The organism is Actinomadura sp. NAK00032 (assembly GCF_013364275.1).
GTDB lineage: Bacteria > Actinomycetota > Actinomycetes > Streptosporangiales > Streptosporangiaceae > Spirillospora.
Genome location: NZ_CP054932.1, coordinates 3,770,796 through 3,787,452, shown reverse-complemented (window position 1 = coordinate 3,787,452; position 16,657 = coordinate 3,770,796). Strand labels below are relative to the sequence as shown.

Genomic DNA, 16,657 nt, shown 5'->3' with positions numbered 1-16,657 from the left:
CTGCGCGGTTCCGGCCGACCGCACCTGATCCACGCGCCTGCCGGGCATCCGATCTCCGCGTGTCCCGGCGGTCCCAACACGGAGGAGATCCGACTATGCCCACTCTCGCCATCGTCGGCGCCGGCCCCGGCCTGGGCCTGGCCATCGCCCGCACCTTCGGCAGCCGCGGTTTCGACGTCGCCCTGGTCGCCCGTACCAAGGAGAAGCTGGAAACGCTCGCCGACCAGCTCGGCCGGGAAGGCGTCACGGCCGCCGGGTTCCCCGCCGACATCCTCGATCGCGCCTCACTGATAGATGCCCTGGACGCGGCGAGGGCCCGCTTCGGCGGCATCGACGTACTGGAGTATTCGCCGGCCCCGCACTCCCCCGTGCCCGGCCTCACCGTGGCCGCTCCCTCGCAGGTCACGGTGGACAATCTGCAGCCGATGATCGAGTACGGCTTCTACGGCGCCGTGACGGCGGCCCAGACGGTGCTGCCCGCGATGCGCGAGGCGGGCTCCGGGACCTTGCTGTTCACCACCGGCGGCGGTTCCGTGGACCCGGTGCCGATGTTCGGCAACGCCAACGCGGCCCAGGCGGCTCTGCGCAACTGGGTGATCAACCTGAGCAAGGAGCTGGCGGGCAGCGGCGTGCACGCCGCCCACGTAGCGGTCAACGTCTGGATCGGCGGGGGCGGCCCGGAAGGCGGCCCGACGGCCACGCCCGAGCAGATCGCGCCCCTGTACTGGGACCTGTACGAGAACCGCGACCGCTCCGAGGCCGTCTTCAACGCCTGACCTGCCGGCTCACCCGTCCTCCGCTCCCCGGTCCGGTCGGCCCCGCTGCCGAGGAACACTGAGATGGCAGCGGAACGCCCGGCCCGGTCACGGGAGTGCACTCGCCGGGTGTTTCCGCAGGCAGCGCAGGCTTACAGACCGGTCCAGAGACGTCACCGCGGCTCGATCGCCCCTTGCGGGCACAGCGTTGAGGACGGCGCGGGACGCGTCCCGGTTCACTGGCCGGGACGGTGTTCGCCGGTGCCCGATGCTCGCAGGTCCAGGCTTGCGGGGATGGCGCCGAAGGCGCCATGGAGACGCTGGGCGAGGTGGTCGCGGCCGCCGTGGGCGTTGTTGCGGACCCAGTCGCGGGCGGCGACGCTCCAGGCCGTGGTGGTGAGCTCGGCGAGGACCTGGAGGCGCATGTCGTCGCCGTCGAGGCCGAGCTTGCCGGCCAGGCAGGCGACGACCCGGCGTTCGACGCCGGTGCGGTAGTAGTCCACGTAGGCCAGCAGGGCCGGTGAGGCGAGGATCAGTTTGCGGGTGGCCACGTAGCGCCGGTCCCAGCCGGGGTCCAGGGCGACGGCGACTTCGGTGAGGGCGTCGCGGAGCTCGTCGAGGATCACTCCGTCCAGCCGGCGCTCCTCGAGCGTGGCGGTGTAGGCCGTCCAAACCTCGGCCTCGGCTTCGACGGCGACGGCCTCCTTGGCGGGGAAGGCGCGGAAGAAGGTGCTCTTGGACACCTCCGCCTCCTCCACCAGCTGCTCCAGCGTCGTGGCCTCGAAGCCGTGGGCGGTGAACAGGCGCAGCGCGGTCTCGGCCAGGGTGCGGCGCGTGCGCAGCCGCTTGCGCTCGCGCAGCGGCAGAGAACGTTCGTCTTTCGCGGTCGTGGCCGTGCCGTCGTGGGCGGGGGCCTTCCCGGTGTTCTCCATGGAGGGAGCCTATCTCGGGACGAGTCCGAGGACCCAAAGAGGATGAGGCTCTTTCGATACTTGTCTTCAAACGAGACTGAGTGTCATAATTTCCTCGTCGGCGGATCGCCGCACCCACCGAGCGCAAGGAGCCGTCTCATGTCCCCCACCGCGTCCCTGAACCCCAAGATCGTCGGCCAGGCCGAGAACGCGCACGAGGCCGTCCTGGCCCGGGCCCTGGCAACGACCGACCTCACCAAGCAGCACTGGATCGCGCTCACCCTGGCCGCCACCGCCGGGGAGCCGCTGGGCGCCGGCGCGCTGGCCGGGCGCCTCACCAGCGCCCTGCGCAGCGCCGAGCCCGCGGCCGCGCACCGGATCCTGGGCGACCTGGCCGCCGGCGGGATGCTCACCGCCGAGCACTCCGTCACCCCGGCCGGGCAGGAGCTGTTCGCGCGGGTCCGTGCCGAGACCGGGCAGGTCATCGCCCGCGCCTACGCCGGCATCCCCGCCGGCGACCTCCAGACGGCCGCCCGCGTCCTCGAACTGGTCACGGACCGCCTCGACCGAGAGGCCGCCCGCACCGGGGCCTGATCCCGCTCCGCCGATTCCCCCGCCCACCAGAGACAAGGACTGATCATGCCTGCGATCGATGTGCTCGACTCGACGATGTACTACGAGGAGACCGGCGGCGGCGCCCCCTGGGTCTTCCTGCACGGCAACCCCGGCTCGTCCCGGCTGTGGCGCAACGTGCTGCCCGCGATCGGCGCGGACGCCCGGTTGCTGGCCCCCGACCTCATCGGCATGGGGCGCTCGGGCAAGCCCGGCGTGCCGTACCGCTTCGGCGACCACAGCCGCTATCTGGACGCCTGGTTCGACCGGATGGGCCTTGAAGACGTGGTGCTGGTCGGCCACGACTGGGGCGGGTCGCTGGCCTTCGACTGGGCGGCCCGGCACCCCGGGCGCGTCCGCGGCGTGGCCTTCTTCGAGACGATCGTCCGTCCGATGTCCTGGAGCGAACTGGGCGAGGGCCCGCGTTCGCGAGCCGAGGCCATGCGGGGCGCGCAGGGCGAGGCACTCGTGCTCGACCAGGACTTCTTCGTGCGGACGGCCTTCACCGGCGGGGTGCTCGACCCGCTGGGCGAGGAGGAACTGCGGGCCTACCTGGAGCCCTACCCGACCCGCGAGAGCCGCCGCCCCATCCTGGAGTGGGCCCGCTCCCTCCCCCTCGACGGCGAACCCGCCGACGTGGCCGAACGCGTCGAGGAGTACGACCGGTGGCTCGCCGCCAGCACCGACGTGCCGAAGCTCCTGCTCACCTTCGACTCCTCCCCCACCCTCCTCATCAACGACCAGATGATCGAGTGGTGCGCCGCGAACATCGCCGCCCTGGAGACCGAGCCCTGCGGCCCGTCCGGACACCATGCCCCCGAGGACCGGCCCGGGGCCATCGCCAAGGCGATCACCGCCTGGGCCGCCCGCCACGACCTGTGACGGCCCGTCCGAGCCGGCCGCCGGCGCCCCGGCACGGCCACCCGAGGATCGAGCGCCGAGCGTGCGAGCCCCGGCCGTGCCCGGCTCCCGGCCGCCCCGCCCTCCGCCCCGTCGCACCCATGGCGGCGGCCCGGACACAACGATCGGCGAGACTACTGAGCGGGCCGGACGGGTCGATCGGACGATCCCGGCGGACGGGTGCGAGAAAAGATCTGTGTCGGTGGCATAGCCGTGGGGCCTTCGCGGGTCTGAGGGGGTGACACCACAGAGGAGGCCCGTTGAACCGAGAGGCCCGCGAGAGCTTCGCCGCGTTCGTGGCGGCACGGTCCGGCAGCCTCATCCGGACGGCGTACGTGCTGGCCGGGGACCAGCACGCCGCTGAGGACCTGCTGCAGAACGCGCTGGCCAAGACGGCCGCGCGATGGGGCCGCGTGCGCGACAACCCGGAGGGCTACGTCCGCCGCGCCATGTACAACGAGCAGGTCAACCGGTGGCGCCGGCGGCGCCGCGAGTCGGTCGTCGCGGAGCCGCCGGAGCTGCCGTCCGCGAGCCCGGACGTCGACCTGCGGCTGGCGCTGGAACGCGCGCTGCTGGCGCTGCCGCCGCGCAAGCGGGCCGTGCTCGTCCTGCGCTACTACGAGGACCTGCCCGAACGCGAGGTCGCCGCGATCATGGGCTGCTCGGTCGGCACCGTCCGCAGCCAGACCCACCGCGCCGTCGCCCGGCTCCGGGAACTCGCTCCCGACCTGGCCGCCCATCTCACCCCCACCGGGAGCCGACCATGACCGACCAGATGCTCAAGGACGCCCTCACCGCGCTCGCCGACCGCGCCGAGCCCGCCGACGACCTCACCGACCGCCTCACCGACCGCGCCCTCCGCACCGCCGCCCGCCGCCGGATGAGGACGGCCGCCGGTGCGGCGGCGCTCGCCCTGGCGGCCGTCGTCCCCGTCGCCGTCATCGCGGGTGGCGACCGGCCCGAGTCCCGCGTCCTCGGCCCCACGGGAGGGCCGTCGCGGATCGCGGACGCGCTGCCGGACGACACCCCCGAGGAGCGGGCGATCACCCGCGCCTGCCTGCGCGGCGGACGGGTGTCGGACTTCCGGGTGCTGACGCGGCAGCGGGTGCCGGGCGGGCAGCTCGTGGAGATCGGCGGCGCCCGCGGCTACGTCCTCTGCGTGACCGGCGGGGGCGACAACACCGAACCGCCGCAGGTGCACGCCTGGCCCGGCGGGACGGACGGCGGCCTCTTCGGCTTCGACGCGCCGCTCCGCGTGGACGGCATCCGGCAGGTGCAGGCCATGAAGTGGGACGAACTGCACGCCGTGGTCGTCGGCCGCGCCAAGCCCGGCGTGACCCGCGTCGACGTGGCGTGGGACGGCGGGCGTACCGCGCGGGTCGCCGTCCACGACGGCTTCTTCATCGCCCAGACCCCGACCCGGATGATGCCGGACGACGAGGCGACCGGCCCGATGTCGGAGGGCGCGATGAGCTCGCCCACGATCCGCGTCGCGACCGTGACCGGCTACGACGGCGCGGGCAAGGCCGTCCACACGTGGCGGCCGCAGGTCCCGACGGAAGAGGCCGGCTTCGTCCCCGAGGACTGCACCGACGGCCTGACCAGCCCGCGCCCCACGCTCTGCGACTGACCGCTGGGAGGCGGCGATGCCGATCCGGCACAGGGCAGCCGAAATCACCCTCCGCTGGCACGCCGGGCTGCTGGCCGGGCGGGCGCTGACGGCCGCCGTCTACGGAGAGCACCGCCGGAGCCGCGCCCTGACCGCCCTAGCCGTCAGCCGCGGGCCCGCCGCGGTGGAACGCCTCGTCACCGTCTGGTGCAGGACGATCCTGGACGAGCACCCGCCGGGCACCGGCGTCCGCCCCGACATCGAACGGGCGCCGGCTCCGGCGCGCTGGACCGCGCGGGTGCTCGCCGCCGTCGCGGCCCGCGATCGGATCACGCTCTCCGCCCTCGTCGGCGCCGTCCCCGCCGACGAACTCGAACCCCGTCTGACGGCCCTGCTGCACCTGGCCGTCGACGCGGTCGTCGAACGCGACGAGGAGATCTGCCTCTGACGCCACCGCAGCCACCGGACGTACCGTCCCGCTGCGATGCTCGCGCTTGGCTCCCAGCCAGCCAAGATCATGACCGGCTTGGGGCCCTGGTCGCCGAGAGCCCTGAGCACAGAGCGGTGTCCGCGGCGGCTAGCCGGGGGTGTCGAGGTCTCGGACGGTCTGGGCGAAAGCCTGGAGGAGCGGGGCTCTGTTGGCGGTGCGCCAGACGAGCGCCCATCGGCAGCGCGGGGCGTCGCGGACGGGGACGTAGACCAGGTTGGGCCAGGGGTAGAAGCGGGCGGCCTCGGCCACGGTCGCGGCGACGGCCTGACCCGAACTCACCGCCGTCAGCAGGTCGTGCCAGCTCGCGATCCGCGGCCCGCGTCGGATGGGACGGCCGGCCGGGGTGTGGGAGGGGTGGAAGACCTCCTCGACGTAGGCCGGGACCGCGGACTTGGGCGAGATGAAGGTGCAGTCGCCGAAGTCCTCCAGGCGAATGGATTCGCGCCCGGCGAAGGGGTGGGTGTCGGCGACCATGAGCACGGGCGCGGACGTGTGCGTGACCGGGCCGACGGTGAGGTCGGGTTCGCGGATCGGCAGCCAGAGCAGTCCGAGGTCGATCTCGCCGGAGCGGAGCAGGGAGAGGGGATCCATCGGGTTGATGTCCCGGTGGCGGATCCGGACGGCCGGGTAACGGGTCCGGAACAGCTCCACCGCCTCCTGGATCATCCAGGCCTGCGGCCCCATGGCGCCCAGGGTCAGCGTCCCCGAGGTGCCGCGGGCGGCGGCGGACACCGCCTCGATCCCGTCCATGATCTGGCGGTAGCCGGCGCTGAGCTCCCGGTACAGGTGCTCTCCGGCGGGAGTGATGCGCACCCTGCGGCTGGTGCGGTCGAACAGCGGGGCGCCGATGCGGCGCTCCTGCTTCTTGATCGCCTGGCTGACGCGGGCCTGGGAGACGTGCAGCCGCTCGGCGGTGCGGCCGAAGTGCAGTTCCTCGGCCAGGGCCAGGAAGATCTCTATGTCGCGCAGCTCCACTCGCGCCTCGTTCCGATCCATAACAGCGGGGTTATCGATCAGTTTACGAAGTCCACGTTGATCAGGAACGGCCCCCTGACGGAGGGTGGAACCACTGCGACGCCGACCGATCTGCGAAGGACTCTCGTTGTCTCCCGACCCGACCACCGTCCACCCGCTGCCGGCCCACGACCGGGTGGTGTTCCTCAAACCGCTGGTCAGCTCGCCGGCGATCGTCGTGGGCGAGTACACGTACTACGACGATCCCGACCACGCGCCCGACTTCGAGCACCGCAACGTGCTCTACGCCTACGGACCCGAGCGGCTGATCATCGGCAGGTACTGCGCGATCGCGTCCGGGACCAGGTTCCTGATGGCCGGCGCCGAGCACCCGACGATGGGCGTGTCCACGTTCCCGTTCACCATGTTCGGCGGCCGGTGGGCCGAGCGGACCCTGGACGTCGTCACCGCCATGCCCAGCCGGGGCGACACCGTCGTCGGGAACGACGTGTGGTTCGGCTACCAGTCCGTCGTCATGCCCGGCGTGCGTATCGGCGACGGGGCCATCATCGCGGCCGGTGCGGTCGTCACGGCGGACGTACCGCCCTACACGATCGTGGGCGGCAATCCGGCGCGGGAGATCCGGCGCCGCTTCGATGGCGCCGACGTGGACCGGCTGCACCGTGCCGCCTGGTGGGACTGGCCCGCCGGCCTGGTCACCGAGCACGCCCGCACCATCATGGCCGGGACCCCGGCCGACATCGAGGGCATCGCCGTCCAGCACCGTCTCGGGGAGAGCCGTTGATCATCGAGGAGCACGTCGTAGCCGGTCGCGGCGGCGGCCCGTACGCGGTCACCACGGGCGCGGACGGCGCGTTGTGGTTCACGCTCGTCCACGGCGGCGGTATCGGCCGGCTCGTCCCCGGGGAGGAGCCCACCATCCACCGGCTCGATCCGGCGTGCGGGCCGACGATCATCACGACCGGGCCGGACGGGGCGCTGTGGTTCACCGAATACCGGGCGCACCGGATCGGCCGGATCGCCCCCGACGGCACGGTCTCGGAGTTCGCGCTGCCCGCCCCGGACTGCGGCCCGTACGGCATCGCCGCCGGGCCGGACGGGGCCTTGTGGTTCACCCAGACCGCCGCCGACCGGATCGGCCGGATCACCACCGAGGGCCGGGTCAGCGAGTTCCCGCTCCCCGCCACCGGCGCGTTCCCCTCCGCGATCACCGCCGGCGCGGACGGCGGCATGTGGTTCACCCTGAACCAGGCCAACGCGATCGGGCGGATCGGCATGGACGGAGCGATCGCCGTCCACCCCCTGCCGACCGAGGCCGCCGCGCCGGTGGGCATCGCGGCCGGACACGACGGCTGCCTGTGGTTCGTCGAGATCGCCGCCGGGCAGATCGGCCGGATGACCACCGGCGGGCGGGTGACCGAGTTCGCGCTGCCCGACCGGACCGCCCGGCCGCACGCCATCACACCCGGCCCCAACGGCGAGCAGTGGTTCACCGAGTGGGGCGGCAACCGCGTCGGCTCCATCACCGGCGACGGCGTGATCCAGGTGCACGACCTGCCCACCCCCGGCTCGGAACCCCACGGCATCACCCTCGGCCCGGACGGCGCCCTGTGGGCGGCGCTGGAAACCGGCGCCCTCGCCCGCATCACCCCCTGAGCGGTTCCCGCCCCTGAATCGCCGGATCTCACGAAAGGACCCCATGACACCGCAGCCGACCTTCGACGCGGGCGCAGAATTCGACCGGCAGGTCCACACCCTGGTCGAGCACGATTATCCGGCGATGGCCGGCATGACCCCGGAGCAGTTCCACGCCTTGGCCGCGCCCTTGCGGACGGCCGCCGTGAACGGCGGGAGCCTCGGTCACGAGCCCGATGCCGGCCGGCTTTCCTTCCTGCTGGTGGTGCAGCGCCAGGTCGTCCCGATCGAGCAGATGATGCCGCGCACCACCCTGCGCGGAAAGACCAAGCCGGGCTTCGTCGACCATTCCTTCGAACCCGGGTCCCTCGAACGCTTCGTCGCCATCAAGGAGGCCGACCTCCCCGACCGGCCGGTCTACCTGCTGTTCGGCGTCGAACGCGGTGAGGAGTTCTGCGGCGTCGTCCCCAACGACGCCATGGAGACCATCGGCGCCCGGGGGCGGACGCTGCTCACCATCGAGGAGGGCATAGCCATGACCACCCAGTTCCCGGAGGTCCTGGTCAAGAACAACTGCTACTCCCTGGGCGGCTCACGCTGCGGCGACCGCCGCGTCCCGGCGATATGGATCAGCAAGAACGCCCCCAAACTCGGCTGGTGCTGGGAAGGCAACCCCCACACCTGGCTCGGCATGGCCTCCGCCGCCCACCGCGCCGGCGATGGAGGGTGATGGGAGATGGGGGTGCGCGGCCGGGAGCCGCGAGACTCGGTTCTGGCGACGGTCGTCAGTCGCTTTCCGTTGCCTGGAGTTCTTGGGCGGGTGCGGCGTGGATCGGCGGCGGGGGGTCGGCGGGAGGTGAGTCCGGGTCTGCGGCGGCTTCGTCGACTACCTTGGCTATCCATTCCAGGAGTGGCATTCTTGCCGCCTCGGCCGCCTGCGTCCATAAATCTCGGCGGCCGGCGTCGAGGTTCACGACGACCTTGGTCGGGGGTTTTCTGCGCAGTTCTCCCGACAGTTCGCGTACGCGCCTGAGTTCCGCGCGGAGGCGGCGCGTCGACCATTTCTCCTTTTCCGCGCGCGCGAGCCACCTGTCCTGTTCGACGCTCGGGAGCGCGGCGGTCTCCGCGTGGTGCTGCAGGCTCAGCGCGTCCCGCCGGCGCCAGGCCGGGAAGCGGCGCGCCACCCAGGCGTAGTTGCGCAGCGTCTGGTAGTCGAGGGCCGTCTCCGCCAGGACGACGCGGTAGCGGTCCGGGAAGCGGTTCTCGCCGTATACGAGCCAGTCGCCGAGCCACCAGGCGGACGAGTCGGTGATCATTTTGAGGTTGCGGCCGATGTGCAGCCAGGATTCGAAGGTCACCCCGGACGGGATGTACAGTTCGGCCCGCCTGGCCTGGACGCCGGCGTCGGCTCCGAGGCCCGCTTGGACCGACCACCGCCCCTTGCCGCGGGGTGCCGCCGACGGGGCTCGGCGCGGCATGGGCGCCCCGCCCCCCGGATGCGTCCGGCCACCGGACGGCAGATCGTTCTGCGCCGCGTTCGCCATGGTCCCCTCCTCGCGGGGATCGCTTGTCGAAGATGCACCGGAACGGGCGCCGGGGCGCGTCGCCCCGGCGGGATGCGAACCCGCGTTTTCGCGCGTTTGAGGTCGGCGACCCCGCCGCCATATCGGCGGGCCGGGCCGGCAAGATGCGTTACAACTGGGCCTACAAATGCGGTTTCGTCCGGCGCCGGTGCGCAGTGCGGAAAACCTGACGCGCGATCGTCACCCCGGGGCGCCGCCGCCGTCCGCATTTGTCCCTCGATCGATGCACCTGATCATCATGCAATAGCAAACGCCGCATATACCATTGATTATTTCATGTGTTCCGCGTGAAAGATTCATGCCCGCGGGCGGCCTGCCGGGAGGGGGCCGCGGGCACCGATTGTCACACAGCGCCAGCGATTCGTCACGCCCGCCGAACGTCTAGCAACCTAGGTTGACAACCGCCGGATAAGCAACCTAGGTTGCTCGCATGACGGGAACCAAGGTGCCCGCCTCGCCGGACCCGGATGAGCGCCAGGACCCGGGCGAGCAGCTCGCGGCCGTGGTCGCCATGCGCAGGCTGGCCGACCGGATCGAGGACGCGGCGGTCGAGCGGGCCATGCGGGCCGGGTGGAGCTGGTCCGAGGTGGCCGAGGCGCTCGGCGTGACGCGCCAGGCCGTGCACAAGAAGCACGCCAAGCGGCTGATCGCCGCGGGTGTGCGGCTGCGAAGGAGAACGTGATGCCGCAGATCTTCGGCATGTACATGCACACGGTCATGGAGCGCGCGGCGGCCGAGGCGCAGGCGATGGGCTCGAAGGGCATCGAGGCGGAGCACCTGCTCCTCGCCGTCGCCCGCGAGCCGGAGGACACCGTCCGCGAACTGCTGGACTCGGCCGGGCTCGACTACCAGACGATCACGGACGCGCTGCAGCGCGAGTTCGAGGAGGGCCTCGGCGCGGCCGGGATCTCGGTCACCGACCGGGACGTGCTGCGGCCGCGCAAGTCGATCCGCAGGCCCTCCGACGCGAGCGAGTCCGCCAAGCTCGTGCTGGAGCGCGGGATGGCGGCGGTCGACGACAAGAAGGACCTGCGTCCAGCGCACATCCTGCTCGGGCTGCTGGAGCTCAAGGCCGGCACGGTGCCGCGCGCGCTCGCCCTCGCCGGAGTGGACCGGGACGAGCTCAGGGCGCGCACCCGGGCCGCCCTTCCCAAGGCCGACCGGTAGGCCGCCGACCCCCACCTGAAAGGGGAGCCGATGAGACCGAACGGGGACATCGTCCTCCGGGCCGATGGGCTGCGCATGCGCTACGGCACCACCGACGTGCTCGAAGGCGTCACCTTCGAGGCCCGCCGGGGCGAGGTGCTGGCCATGCTCGGGCCCAACGGGGCCGGCAAGACGACCACGATCGAGATCCTCGAAGGGTTCCGGCGGCGCTCCGCCGGCCGCGTCGAGGTGCTGGGCGCCGACCCCGCGCACGGCGACGAGGACTGGCGCGCCCGCGTCGGCATCGTCCTGCAGTCCTGGCGCGACCACGGCAGATGGCGGGTACGCGAGCTGCTGGCCCACCTCGGGACGTACTACGCCGGCCATTCCACCCCCGAGGTGCGGCGGCCGTGGAACGCCGCCGAGCTGATCGGCGTGGTCGGGCTGGGCGCGCACGCCGACAAGCAGGTGCGGATGCTGTCCGGCGGGCAGCGCCGGCGGCTGGACGTGGCGATCGGCATGGTCGGCCGCCCGGAGCTGCTGTTCCTGGACGAGCCGACCGCCGGGTTCGACCCGCAGGCCCGCCGCGAGTTCCACGAGCTGATCGCCGAGCTGTCCGCGGAGGGCGCGACCACCATCATGCTCACCACGCACGACCTGGCCGAGGCGGAGAAGCTGGCGGACCGGATCGTGATCCTCGACCGCGGCCGCATCATCGCCGACGGCACCGCCGACGAGCTGGCCGAGCAGATCGTCGGCGAGGACGAGGTGCACTGGACCCTGGACGGCCAGCGCTACGTGCGCTCCACGAAGGACTCGACCCGGTTCGTCCACGACCTGTTCAAGAAGCACGGCGACGACATCTCCGGCCTGGCGGTCCGGCCGTCGTCGCTGGAGGACACCTATCTGGCCCTGGTGCACCGGGCCGAGTCCGGCGAGGAGATCCGGGCCGCCGGCGACGAGGCGGACGCGAAGGAGCCGGTCCGATGAGCGCGAACGGCACGGCGATCAGATCGGGGTTCGCCCGCGGGATGATCGAGCTGCGGCAGGCCTTCCAGGGGGCCGAGCTGATCAACCAGCTGCTCTGGCCGGTGCTGACGCTGGTGGCGATCTTCTTCTACCGGCACCGCGAGTTCCGGGACACCGGGGTCGAGCTGGGTTCGCTCGTGCTGCCGAGCGTCCTCGGCATGTTTGTCGCGCTCGGCCTGATCGTGGTCATGCAGTACCTGACCGTGGAGCGGGAGGACGGCACGCTGCTGCGGGCCCGGGCCACCCCGCACGGCATCCGCGCCTACTTCATCGGCAAGCTGTTCATGACCTCCGGATGCGTGGTGGCCTACCTGCTGATCCTGCTGGTGCCCGGCGCGTTCATGGTGTCGGGGCTGCGGCTCGGCTCCGCCGGCGCCTGGCTCACGCTGCTCTGGGTCCTGCTGCTCGGGCTGGTGGCGACCCAGTCGATCGGCGCGGCGCTCGGCGCGCTGGTGCCGAGCCCGCGCGCCGCCGGGGCGGTCACGCTCCCGGTGCTGGCGGTGGTCTCGATCTCCGGGGTCTTCTACCCGATCACCGCGCTGCCCGGGTGGCTGCAGGGGATCGCGCAGGTGTTCCCGGTCTACTGGCTCGGCCTCGGCATGCGGTCGGCACTGCTGCCGGACGCGATGGCGCGGGTCGAGCTGGACCAGTCGTGGCGGCACCTGGAGACGGCGGGGGTGCTCGGCGCGTGGGCGGTGGCCGGCCTGCTGGTCGCCCCGCTGGTGCTGAGCCGGATGGCCCGGCGCGAATCGGGAGCGCGCGTCGCCGAGTACCGCGAAAAGGCGCTGCAACGGGTCGGATAACGAGCGATCCGATCGGCTAACCGAATATTCGACAACCGTTCGCCGCCGGGCTTCCACCCGGCGACTGAGCGGCGTTTTCCTCTTTTCCGGCCGAGACCGGAAAATGTTGAGCCACGCTATCAATTCCGGCAAGAGTTCCCGGTGTCCGCTTTCGGTCACATCATGGCTCGGCACAAGTCGCCCATGATACGAAATGAACGATAAAGCAGGCCGCAAAGCCACGCTTTATCAAGTTACCGTGCGTGCCATTACGGGGGACGAAATGGTGATGGGGACGAGAGTGGTCCGGCCGGCACCGGTGCAGTCGCCTCGCGACCGGCCCGACTGAGGGGCCGGCGGCCGTGCCCGCACGCCGGCGGGGCCGCCCGCGAGCGGGGCCGCCCCCAGCCCGCCCACGAGTACCGCCCGCGCCGGACGACGGTTCCGGCCGCACTCCGCCGAGCAGGGTCCCGGCGGTCCCGCGCGTCACGGGACCGTTCCGGCGGGCCTGCGCCGGCAGCCCGTTCCGAGCCCTCCATCCCGGGTGCCCAGCGCGGCACCGGTCGCACCCAAAGGTATGCAATGCGGGCGTTGAAGGTACTCCTCGCCGAGGACCAGGACATGATCCGCGGGGCACTGGCCGCCCTGCTGGAGACCGAGCACGACATGCGCGTCGTGGCCAGCGTGGACCGCGGCGACCTCGTCGTCCCGGCGGCGCGGGAGTGCCTTCCGGACGTGGCGGTCATCGATCTCGACATCGCCGGCGTCGACGGGCTCACCGTGGCGACGCGGCTGCAGGACACCCTGCCGTCGTGCCGCACGGTGATCCTCACCGGGATCGCCAGGCCCGGGGTGATCCGCCGCGCGCTCTCGGTGCGGGTGGCGGGCTTCCTGCTCAAGACGACGCCGCCGGAGCGGCTGCCCGAGACCGTCCGGGAGGTGGCCTCCGGCCGCCGGATCATCGACCCGCAGCTCGCGCTGAGCGCCTGGGACGTCGGGGACAACCCGCTGTCCGAACGCGAGGGGCAGGTGCTCAAGCACGTCGCGCAGGGCGCCGAGCCCAGCGAGATCGCCGCCGCCCTGCAGCTGTCCGTCGGCACCATACGCAATTATCTGACTTCGGTCGTGGTCAAACTGAACGCGCGGAACAAGGTGGACGCCGTGCGCATCGCCACCGAGGCGGGCTGGATTCCCTGAATTCTTTTCCCGCTGCCGGGCCGCGGCGCAAGCGGGCTGACCGTATGTGGACGCCGCGGTTCCCGGCCGACCGGATCACGGCATTTCATGGACGTGATCAAGCCGACCCGGAATCGGAGCCAGCCATGGCCGCCATCTCCAACGGAATCTATGCGATCAGCAGGAGCATTGATTCCGCCGACCAATTCCTCATGCTGCCCACCGGGGACGCCGCCCCGGGCCGCGGCGCCCTGCTCCGGCCGGAGACCGGGCGTCCCGGGGAGTCCCGGTGGGAGGTGCGGGCCTTCTCCCGCAGGAGCGTCGTGATCTGCAATGTGGAGCACGGGATATTCCTGGGGTTCCCGCCGGGCGACCCGGAGGCCGGCGCGCTCGTCGGCGGCTGGCCGAAGCCCCGGGAGTGGCGGCTCGAACCGGCGGGGGCGCCGTCGGAGTTCCTGATCGTCGCCTCCGGCCGCCGCTCCGGGGACCTGGCCCTCGGCCTCGACCCCGGCTCGGCCGACCCGCTCCGCACCGCGCTGACCCCGATGGCGCCGGACGAGGGGGCCGCGCCGTGGCGGTTCACCCGCGCCAGGTGAAGGACCCGCGGCTGTCCCGTCGACGGGACACCGCCGGGCACCGGCCGGCGGCTCCACCGCAGCCGCGGCCCCGCGTCCCCGAGCCGGAGAGGAGCGCCACGTGTACGTGCCGTCCGTCTATCGCGAGCCCGACGCGTCGTGGACGGTCGAGCTCGTCCGCCGCAATCCGCTCTGCCAGCTGGTGAGCGGCGGACCGGAGGCGGAGCCGCCGAACGTGACCCACGTGCCGGTCATCCTGGACCCGCGCCTGCCCGCCCCGCCGGACGACCTGGTCGGCGGCGTGCTGTGGGGCCACATGAACCGGGCGAACCCGCACTGGGCCGCGCTCCGCTCCGGTACCCCCGTCGTCGCGACGTTCACCGGCCCGCACGGCTACGTCTCGCCCACCGTGTACGGGACGACGCCCGCCGCGCCGACCTGGGACTTCACCGCCGTCCACGTGCGCGGGACGCTGCGCCGCGCGGAGTCCGCGGACGAGACGCTGGCGACCGTGCGGGCGACCGTGCGAGCCTTCGAGGGCGAGTTCGGGACGGGCTGGTCCATGGCGGACTCGGAGGGCTACTTCCGCCGCATCCTGCCGGGCGTCGGCGCGTTCCGGATCGCCGTCACCCGGGTGGACGGCATGTTCAAGCTCAGCCAGGAGCAGGAGCCGCACGTCCGCGAGCGGGTGCGCAGGGCGTTCGCCCGCGGCGCGCGCCCGGGCCACCGCGATGTCGCGGACCTCATGGGCCGGCTCGCGGAGGCGCCCGCCGCATCGGCGCCGGCGGCCGCACGGGACGAGCCCCCGGAGCCCGGTCCCCCGCCGACCGGTCCCCCGCCGACCGGTCCCCCGCGGCCCGGGACCGGCGCGCGAACCCGCACCTACCAGCCCCGCACGTACTAGGGAGGAAGGCGATGTCGGAACCGGCAACGGGATCGGCGGCCCCGCCACCCCTCGTCTGCCTCCCGTTCGCCGGGAGCGGCGCCGGGTTCTACCGGGCGTGGAGGAGCCGGCCGAGCCACGGCCTCACCGTGCTCCCGGTGCAGCTCCCCGGGCGCGAGGAGCTGTTCACCGAGGAGCCGTTCACCGACGTGGCGGAGGCCGCCGCCCGGCTCGCGGACGAGGTCGCGGCGCTCACCAAGGACGTCCCCAGGTTCGGTCTGTTCGGGCACAGCCTCGGCGCGGTGCTGTCCTACGAGATCGCGCGCGAGCTGGCGGGACGCGGCCATCCGGGGCTCGCGCACCTGTACGTCAGCGGCTCCCCCGGGCCGAACACCGGACGCGACGACCGGGCCACCGGCCTGTCCGACGACGAGTTCCTCGCCCGCGTCCAGCAGTTCGCCGGCTACCGGCACGCCGCGTTCGACGATCCGGCCCTGCGGGAGCTGCTGCTCCCCTCGCTGCGCGCGGACGTGGCGATGCACGAGAACTACAAGCCGTCCTCGGACGAGCCCATCGGCGTCCCCGTGACGTCGCTGCGCGGCGCGGACGACGCGCTCGTCACCGCGGAGCACGCGCGGCAGTGGCGGACGGTCACCAGCGCGGACTTCGCCTACCGCGAGCTGCCCGGCGGCCACATGTACCTGGCCGACGACCCGGGCGCGCTGCTGCGGGCCCTCGCGGGCGCATGAGCGGGGACGGGGCCTCGGCGCTCGCGGGCAGGACCGTGATCCTCACCGGGGCGGCGCGCGGGATCGGCCGGGAGTGCGCGGTCAGGTTCGCCCGGGAGGGGGCCGACCTTGCGCTGCTCGACATCGCCGCCGACCTGCCCGGCGTCGGCTACCCGCTCGGCAGCCGCGAGCAGCTCGACCACACCGCCGAGCTGTGCGAGCGCGAGGGCGCGGCGGTCCTGAGCGCGGCCGTCGACGTGCGCGACCCGGCGGCGGTGGGGGCGGCGGTGGACACGGCCCTCGACCGGTTCGGCACCGTGGACGTGCTGGTCAACAACGCGGGCATCGCGGCTCCCTCCGGAGCGCCGGTGCACGAGATCGCCGAGCCGGACTGGGCGCTCATGCTGGACGTCGACCTGTCCGGGGCGTGGCGGATGACCAAGGCGGTCGCGCCGGTCATGGTGGCCCGCCGGTCCGGGAGCATCGTCAACGTCGCCTCGACGGCCGGGCTGGTCGGGTACCGGGACTTCGCCGCGTACGTGACCGCCAAGCACGGCCTGGTCGGGCTGACCCGGGCGGCGGCGCTGGACTACGCGCCGCACCGGGTGCGGGTCAACGCGCTCTGCCCGGGCTCGGTGCGCGACGACCCGCTGGTCGAGGGCCGGATGCTGGCCGAGATCGCGCGGTCGCTGCGGCTGCCGGACGACGGGTACGAGGAGCTGTTCCTGCGCGACCAGCCGATGAACGCGCTGGTCGAGCCCGCCGACGTCGCCGCCGCCGCGCTGTGGCTGGCGGGCGACGACGCGGTCCGCGTCACGGGCGCGGTGCTCACCGTCGACGCCGGGTTCACCGTCCGATGAGCGCGGAC

At 72.8% G+C, this 16,657-nt stretch carries 21 protein-coding genes; 18 read left to right on the top strand and 3 right to left on the bottom strand.

Annotated elements, in window-relative coordinates; translation table 11 throughout:
* Window positions 1–95 precede the first annotated feature (95 nt).
* Window positions 96–776 carry an SDR family oxidoreductase gene (locus HUT06_RS17675; RefSeq protein ID WP_176196747.1) on the top strand — a complete coding sequence of 227 codons (681 nt, stop codon included), beginning with the start codon at window positions 96–98 and terminating at the stop codon, window positions 774–776.
* A 215-nt stretch (window positions 777–991) separates the two neighbouring features.
* Here HUT06_RS17675 and HUT06_RS17670 read toward each other — a convergent pair whose 3' ends face one another.
* Window positions 992–1,687 (bottom strand): TetR/AcrR family transcriptional regulator, encoded by a 696-nt coding sequence (locus tag HUT06_RS17670; RefSeq protein ID WP_176196746.1) that lies wholly within the window; start codon window positions 1,685–1,687, stop codon window positions 992–994.
* 138 nt (window positions 1,688–1,825) lie between these two features.
* Here HUT06_RS17670 and HUT06_RS17665 point away from each other — a divergent pair, with 138 nt between their 5' ends.
* From HUT06_RS17665 to HUT06_RS17645, 5 genes are all read left to right on the top strand, one after another.
* Window positions 1,826–2,260, top strand: a complete 435-nt coding sequence (locus HUT06_RS17665; RefSeq protein WP_176196745.1) for a MarR family transcriptional regulator — start codon at window positions 1,826–1,828, stop codon at window positions 2,258–2,260.
* Between the two features lie 45 nt (window positions 2,261–2,305).
* Window positions 2,306–3,160: a haloalkane dehalogenase gene (locus HUT06_RS17660; protein ID WP_176196744.1), complete on the top strand. Its 855-nt coding sequence runs from the start codon at window positions 2,306–2,308 to the stop codon at window positions 3,158–3,160.
* A gap of 278 nt (window positions 3,161–3,438) precedes the next feature.
* Complete coding sequence (locus HUT06_RS17655; protein ID WP_176196743.1) at window positions 3,439–3,945, top strand: SigE family RNA polymerase sigma factor; 507 nt, start codon at window positions 3,439–3,441, stop codon at window positions 3,943–3,945.
* Window positions 3,942–4,808: a hypothetical protein gene (locus tag HUT06_RS17650; protein ID WP_176196742.1), complete on the top strand. Its 867-nt coding sequence runs from the start codon at window positions 3,942–3,944 to the stop codon at window positions 4,806–4,808. Before HUT06_RS17655 ends, HUT06_RS17650 begins: the two co-directional genes overlap by 4 nt.
* 16 nt (window positions 4,809–4,824) lie before the next feature.
* Complete coding sequence (locus tag HUT06_RS17645; protein ID WP_176196741.1) at window positions 4,825–5,235, top strand: hypothetical protein; 411 nt, start codon at window positions 4,825–4,827, stop codon at window positions 5,233–5,235.
* Between the two features lie 129 nt (window positions 5,236–5,364).
* Here the strand turns inward: HUT06_RS17645 and HUT06_RS17640 are convergent, their stop codons facing one another.
* On the bottom strand, window positions 5,365–6,273 hold the full coding sequence (locus HUT06_RS17640) for a LysR family transcriptional regulator (protein WP_254715236.1): 909 nt from the start codon (window positions 6,271–6,273) through the stop codon (window positions 5,365–5,367).
* Window positions 6,274–6,379: 106 nt separating this feature from the next.
* On the opposite strand from HUT06_RS17640, the gene HUT06_RS17635 reads away from it, so the two are divergent.
* The 3 genes from HUT06_RS17635 to HUT06_RS17625 are packed head-to-tail and all read left to right on the top strand — an operon-like array spanning window position 6,380 to window position 8,617.
* A complete protein-coding gene (locus HUT06_RS17635) occupies window positions 6,380–7,036 on the top strand; it encodes a CatB-related O-acetyltransferase (RefSeq protein WP_176196740.1) in 657 nt (218 codons plus the stop codon).
* Window positions 7,033–7,908, top strand: a complete 876-nt coding sequence (locus tag HUT06_RS17630) for a virginiamycin B lyase (protein ID WP_176196739.1) — start codon at window positions 7,033–7,035, stop codon at window positions 7,906–7,908. Before HUT06_RS17635 ends, HUT06_RS17630 begins: the two co-directional genes overlap by 4 nt.
* 43 nt (window positions 7,909–7,951) lie before the next feature.
* A complete protein-coding gene (locus tag HUT06_RS17625) occupies window positions 7,952–8,617 on the top strand; it encodes a DUF5701 family protein (RefSeq protein WP_176196738.1) in 666 nt (221 codons plus the stop codon).
* Between the two features lie 55 nt (window positions 8,618–8,672).
* Here the strand turns inward: HUT06_RS17625 and HUT06_RS17620 are convergent, their stop codons facing one another.
* Complete coding sequence (locus HUT06_RS17620; RefSeq protein WP_217711330.1) at window positions 8,673–9,431, bottom strand: LmbU family transcriptional regulator; 759 nt, start codon at window positions 9,429–9,431, stop codon at window positions 8,673–8,675.
* A gap of 469 nt (window positions 9,432–9,900) precedes the next feature.
* On the opposite strand from HUT06_RS17620, the gene HUT06_RS17615 reads away from it, so the two are divergent.
* The 9 genes from HUT06_RS17615 (at window position 9,901) to HUT06_RS17575 (ending at window position 16,649) form a co-directional block, all read left to right on the top strand.
* Complete coding sequence (locus HUT06_RS17615; protein WP_176196737.1) at window positions 9,901–10,152, top strand: sigma-70 family RNA polymerase sigma factor; 252 nt, start codon at window positions 9,901–9,903, stop codon at window positions 10,150–10,152.
* A complete protein-coding gene (locus HUT06_RS17610; RefSeq protein ID WP_217711329.1) occupies window positions 10,152–10,637 on the top strand; it encodes a Clp protease N-terminal domain-containing protein in 486 nt (161 codons plus the stop codon). Before HUT06_RS17615 ends, HUT06_RS17610 begins: the two co-directional genes overlap by 1 nt.
* A gap of 30 nt (window positions 10,638–10,667) precedes the next feature.
* Entirely contained in the window at window positions 10,668–11,606 is a 939-nt protein-coding gene (locus HUT06_RS17605; RefSeq protein WP_176196736.1) for an ABC transporter ATP-binding protein, read from the top strand.
* Entirely contained in the window at window positions 11,603–12,448 is an 846-nt protein-coding gene (locus HUT06_RS17600) for an ABC transporter permease (protein WP_176196735.1), read from the top strand. Before HUT06_RS17605 ends, HUT06_RS17600 begins: the two co-directional genes overlap by 4 nt.
* Before the next feature lie 561 nt (window positions 12,449–13,009).
* Entirely contained in the window at window positions 13,010–13,624 is a 615-nt protein-coding gene (locus HUT06_RS17595; RefSeq protein ID WP_176196734.1) for a DNA-binding response regulator, read from the top strand.
* A gap of 125 nt (window positions 13,625–13,749) precedes the next feature.
* Entirely contained in the window at window positions 13,750–14,199 is a 450-nt protein-coding gene (locus HUT06_RS17590; RefSeq protein ID WP_176196733.1) for a hypothetical protein, read from the top strand.
* Window positions 14,200–14,299: 100 nt separating this feature from the next.
* The gene (locus tag HUT06_RS17585; protein ID WP_176196732.1) at window positions 14,300–15,082 is read left to right on the top strand and encodes an FMN-binding negative transcriptional regulator; all 783 of its coding nucleotides are present in this window, start codon (window positions 14,300–14,302) and stop codon (window positions 15,080–15,082) included.
* Window positions 15,083–15,093: 11 nt separating this feature from the next.
* Window positions 15,094–15,810, top strand: a complete 717-nt coding sequence (locus HUT06_RS17580; RefSeq protein WP_176196731.1) for a thioesterase II family protein — start codon at window positions 15,094–15,096, stop codon at window positions 15,808–15,810.
* Window positions 15,807–16,649, top strand: coding sequence for an SDR family oxidoreductase (locus HUT06_RS17575; protein ID WP_176196730.1), 843 nt, complete (start codon window positions 15,807–15,809; stop codon window positions 16,647–16,649). The genes HUT06_RS17580 and HUT06_RS17575 overlap by 4 nt, the downstream gene beginning before the upstream one ends.
* Window positions 16,650–16,657 lie beyond the last annotated feature (8 nt).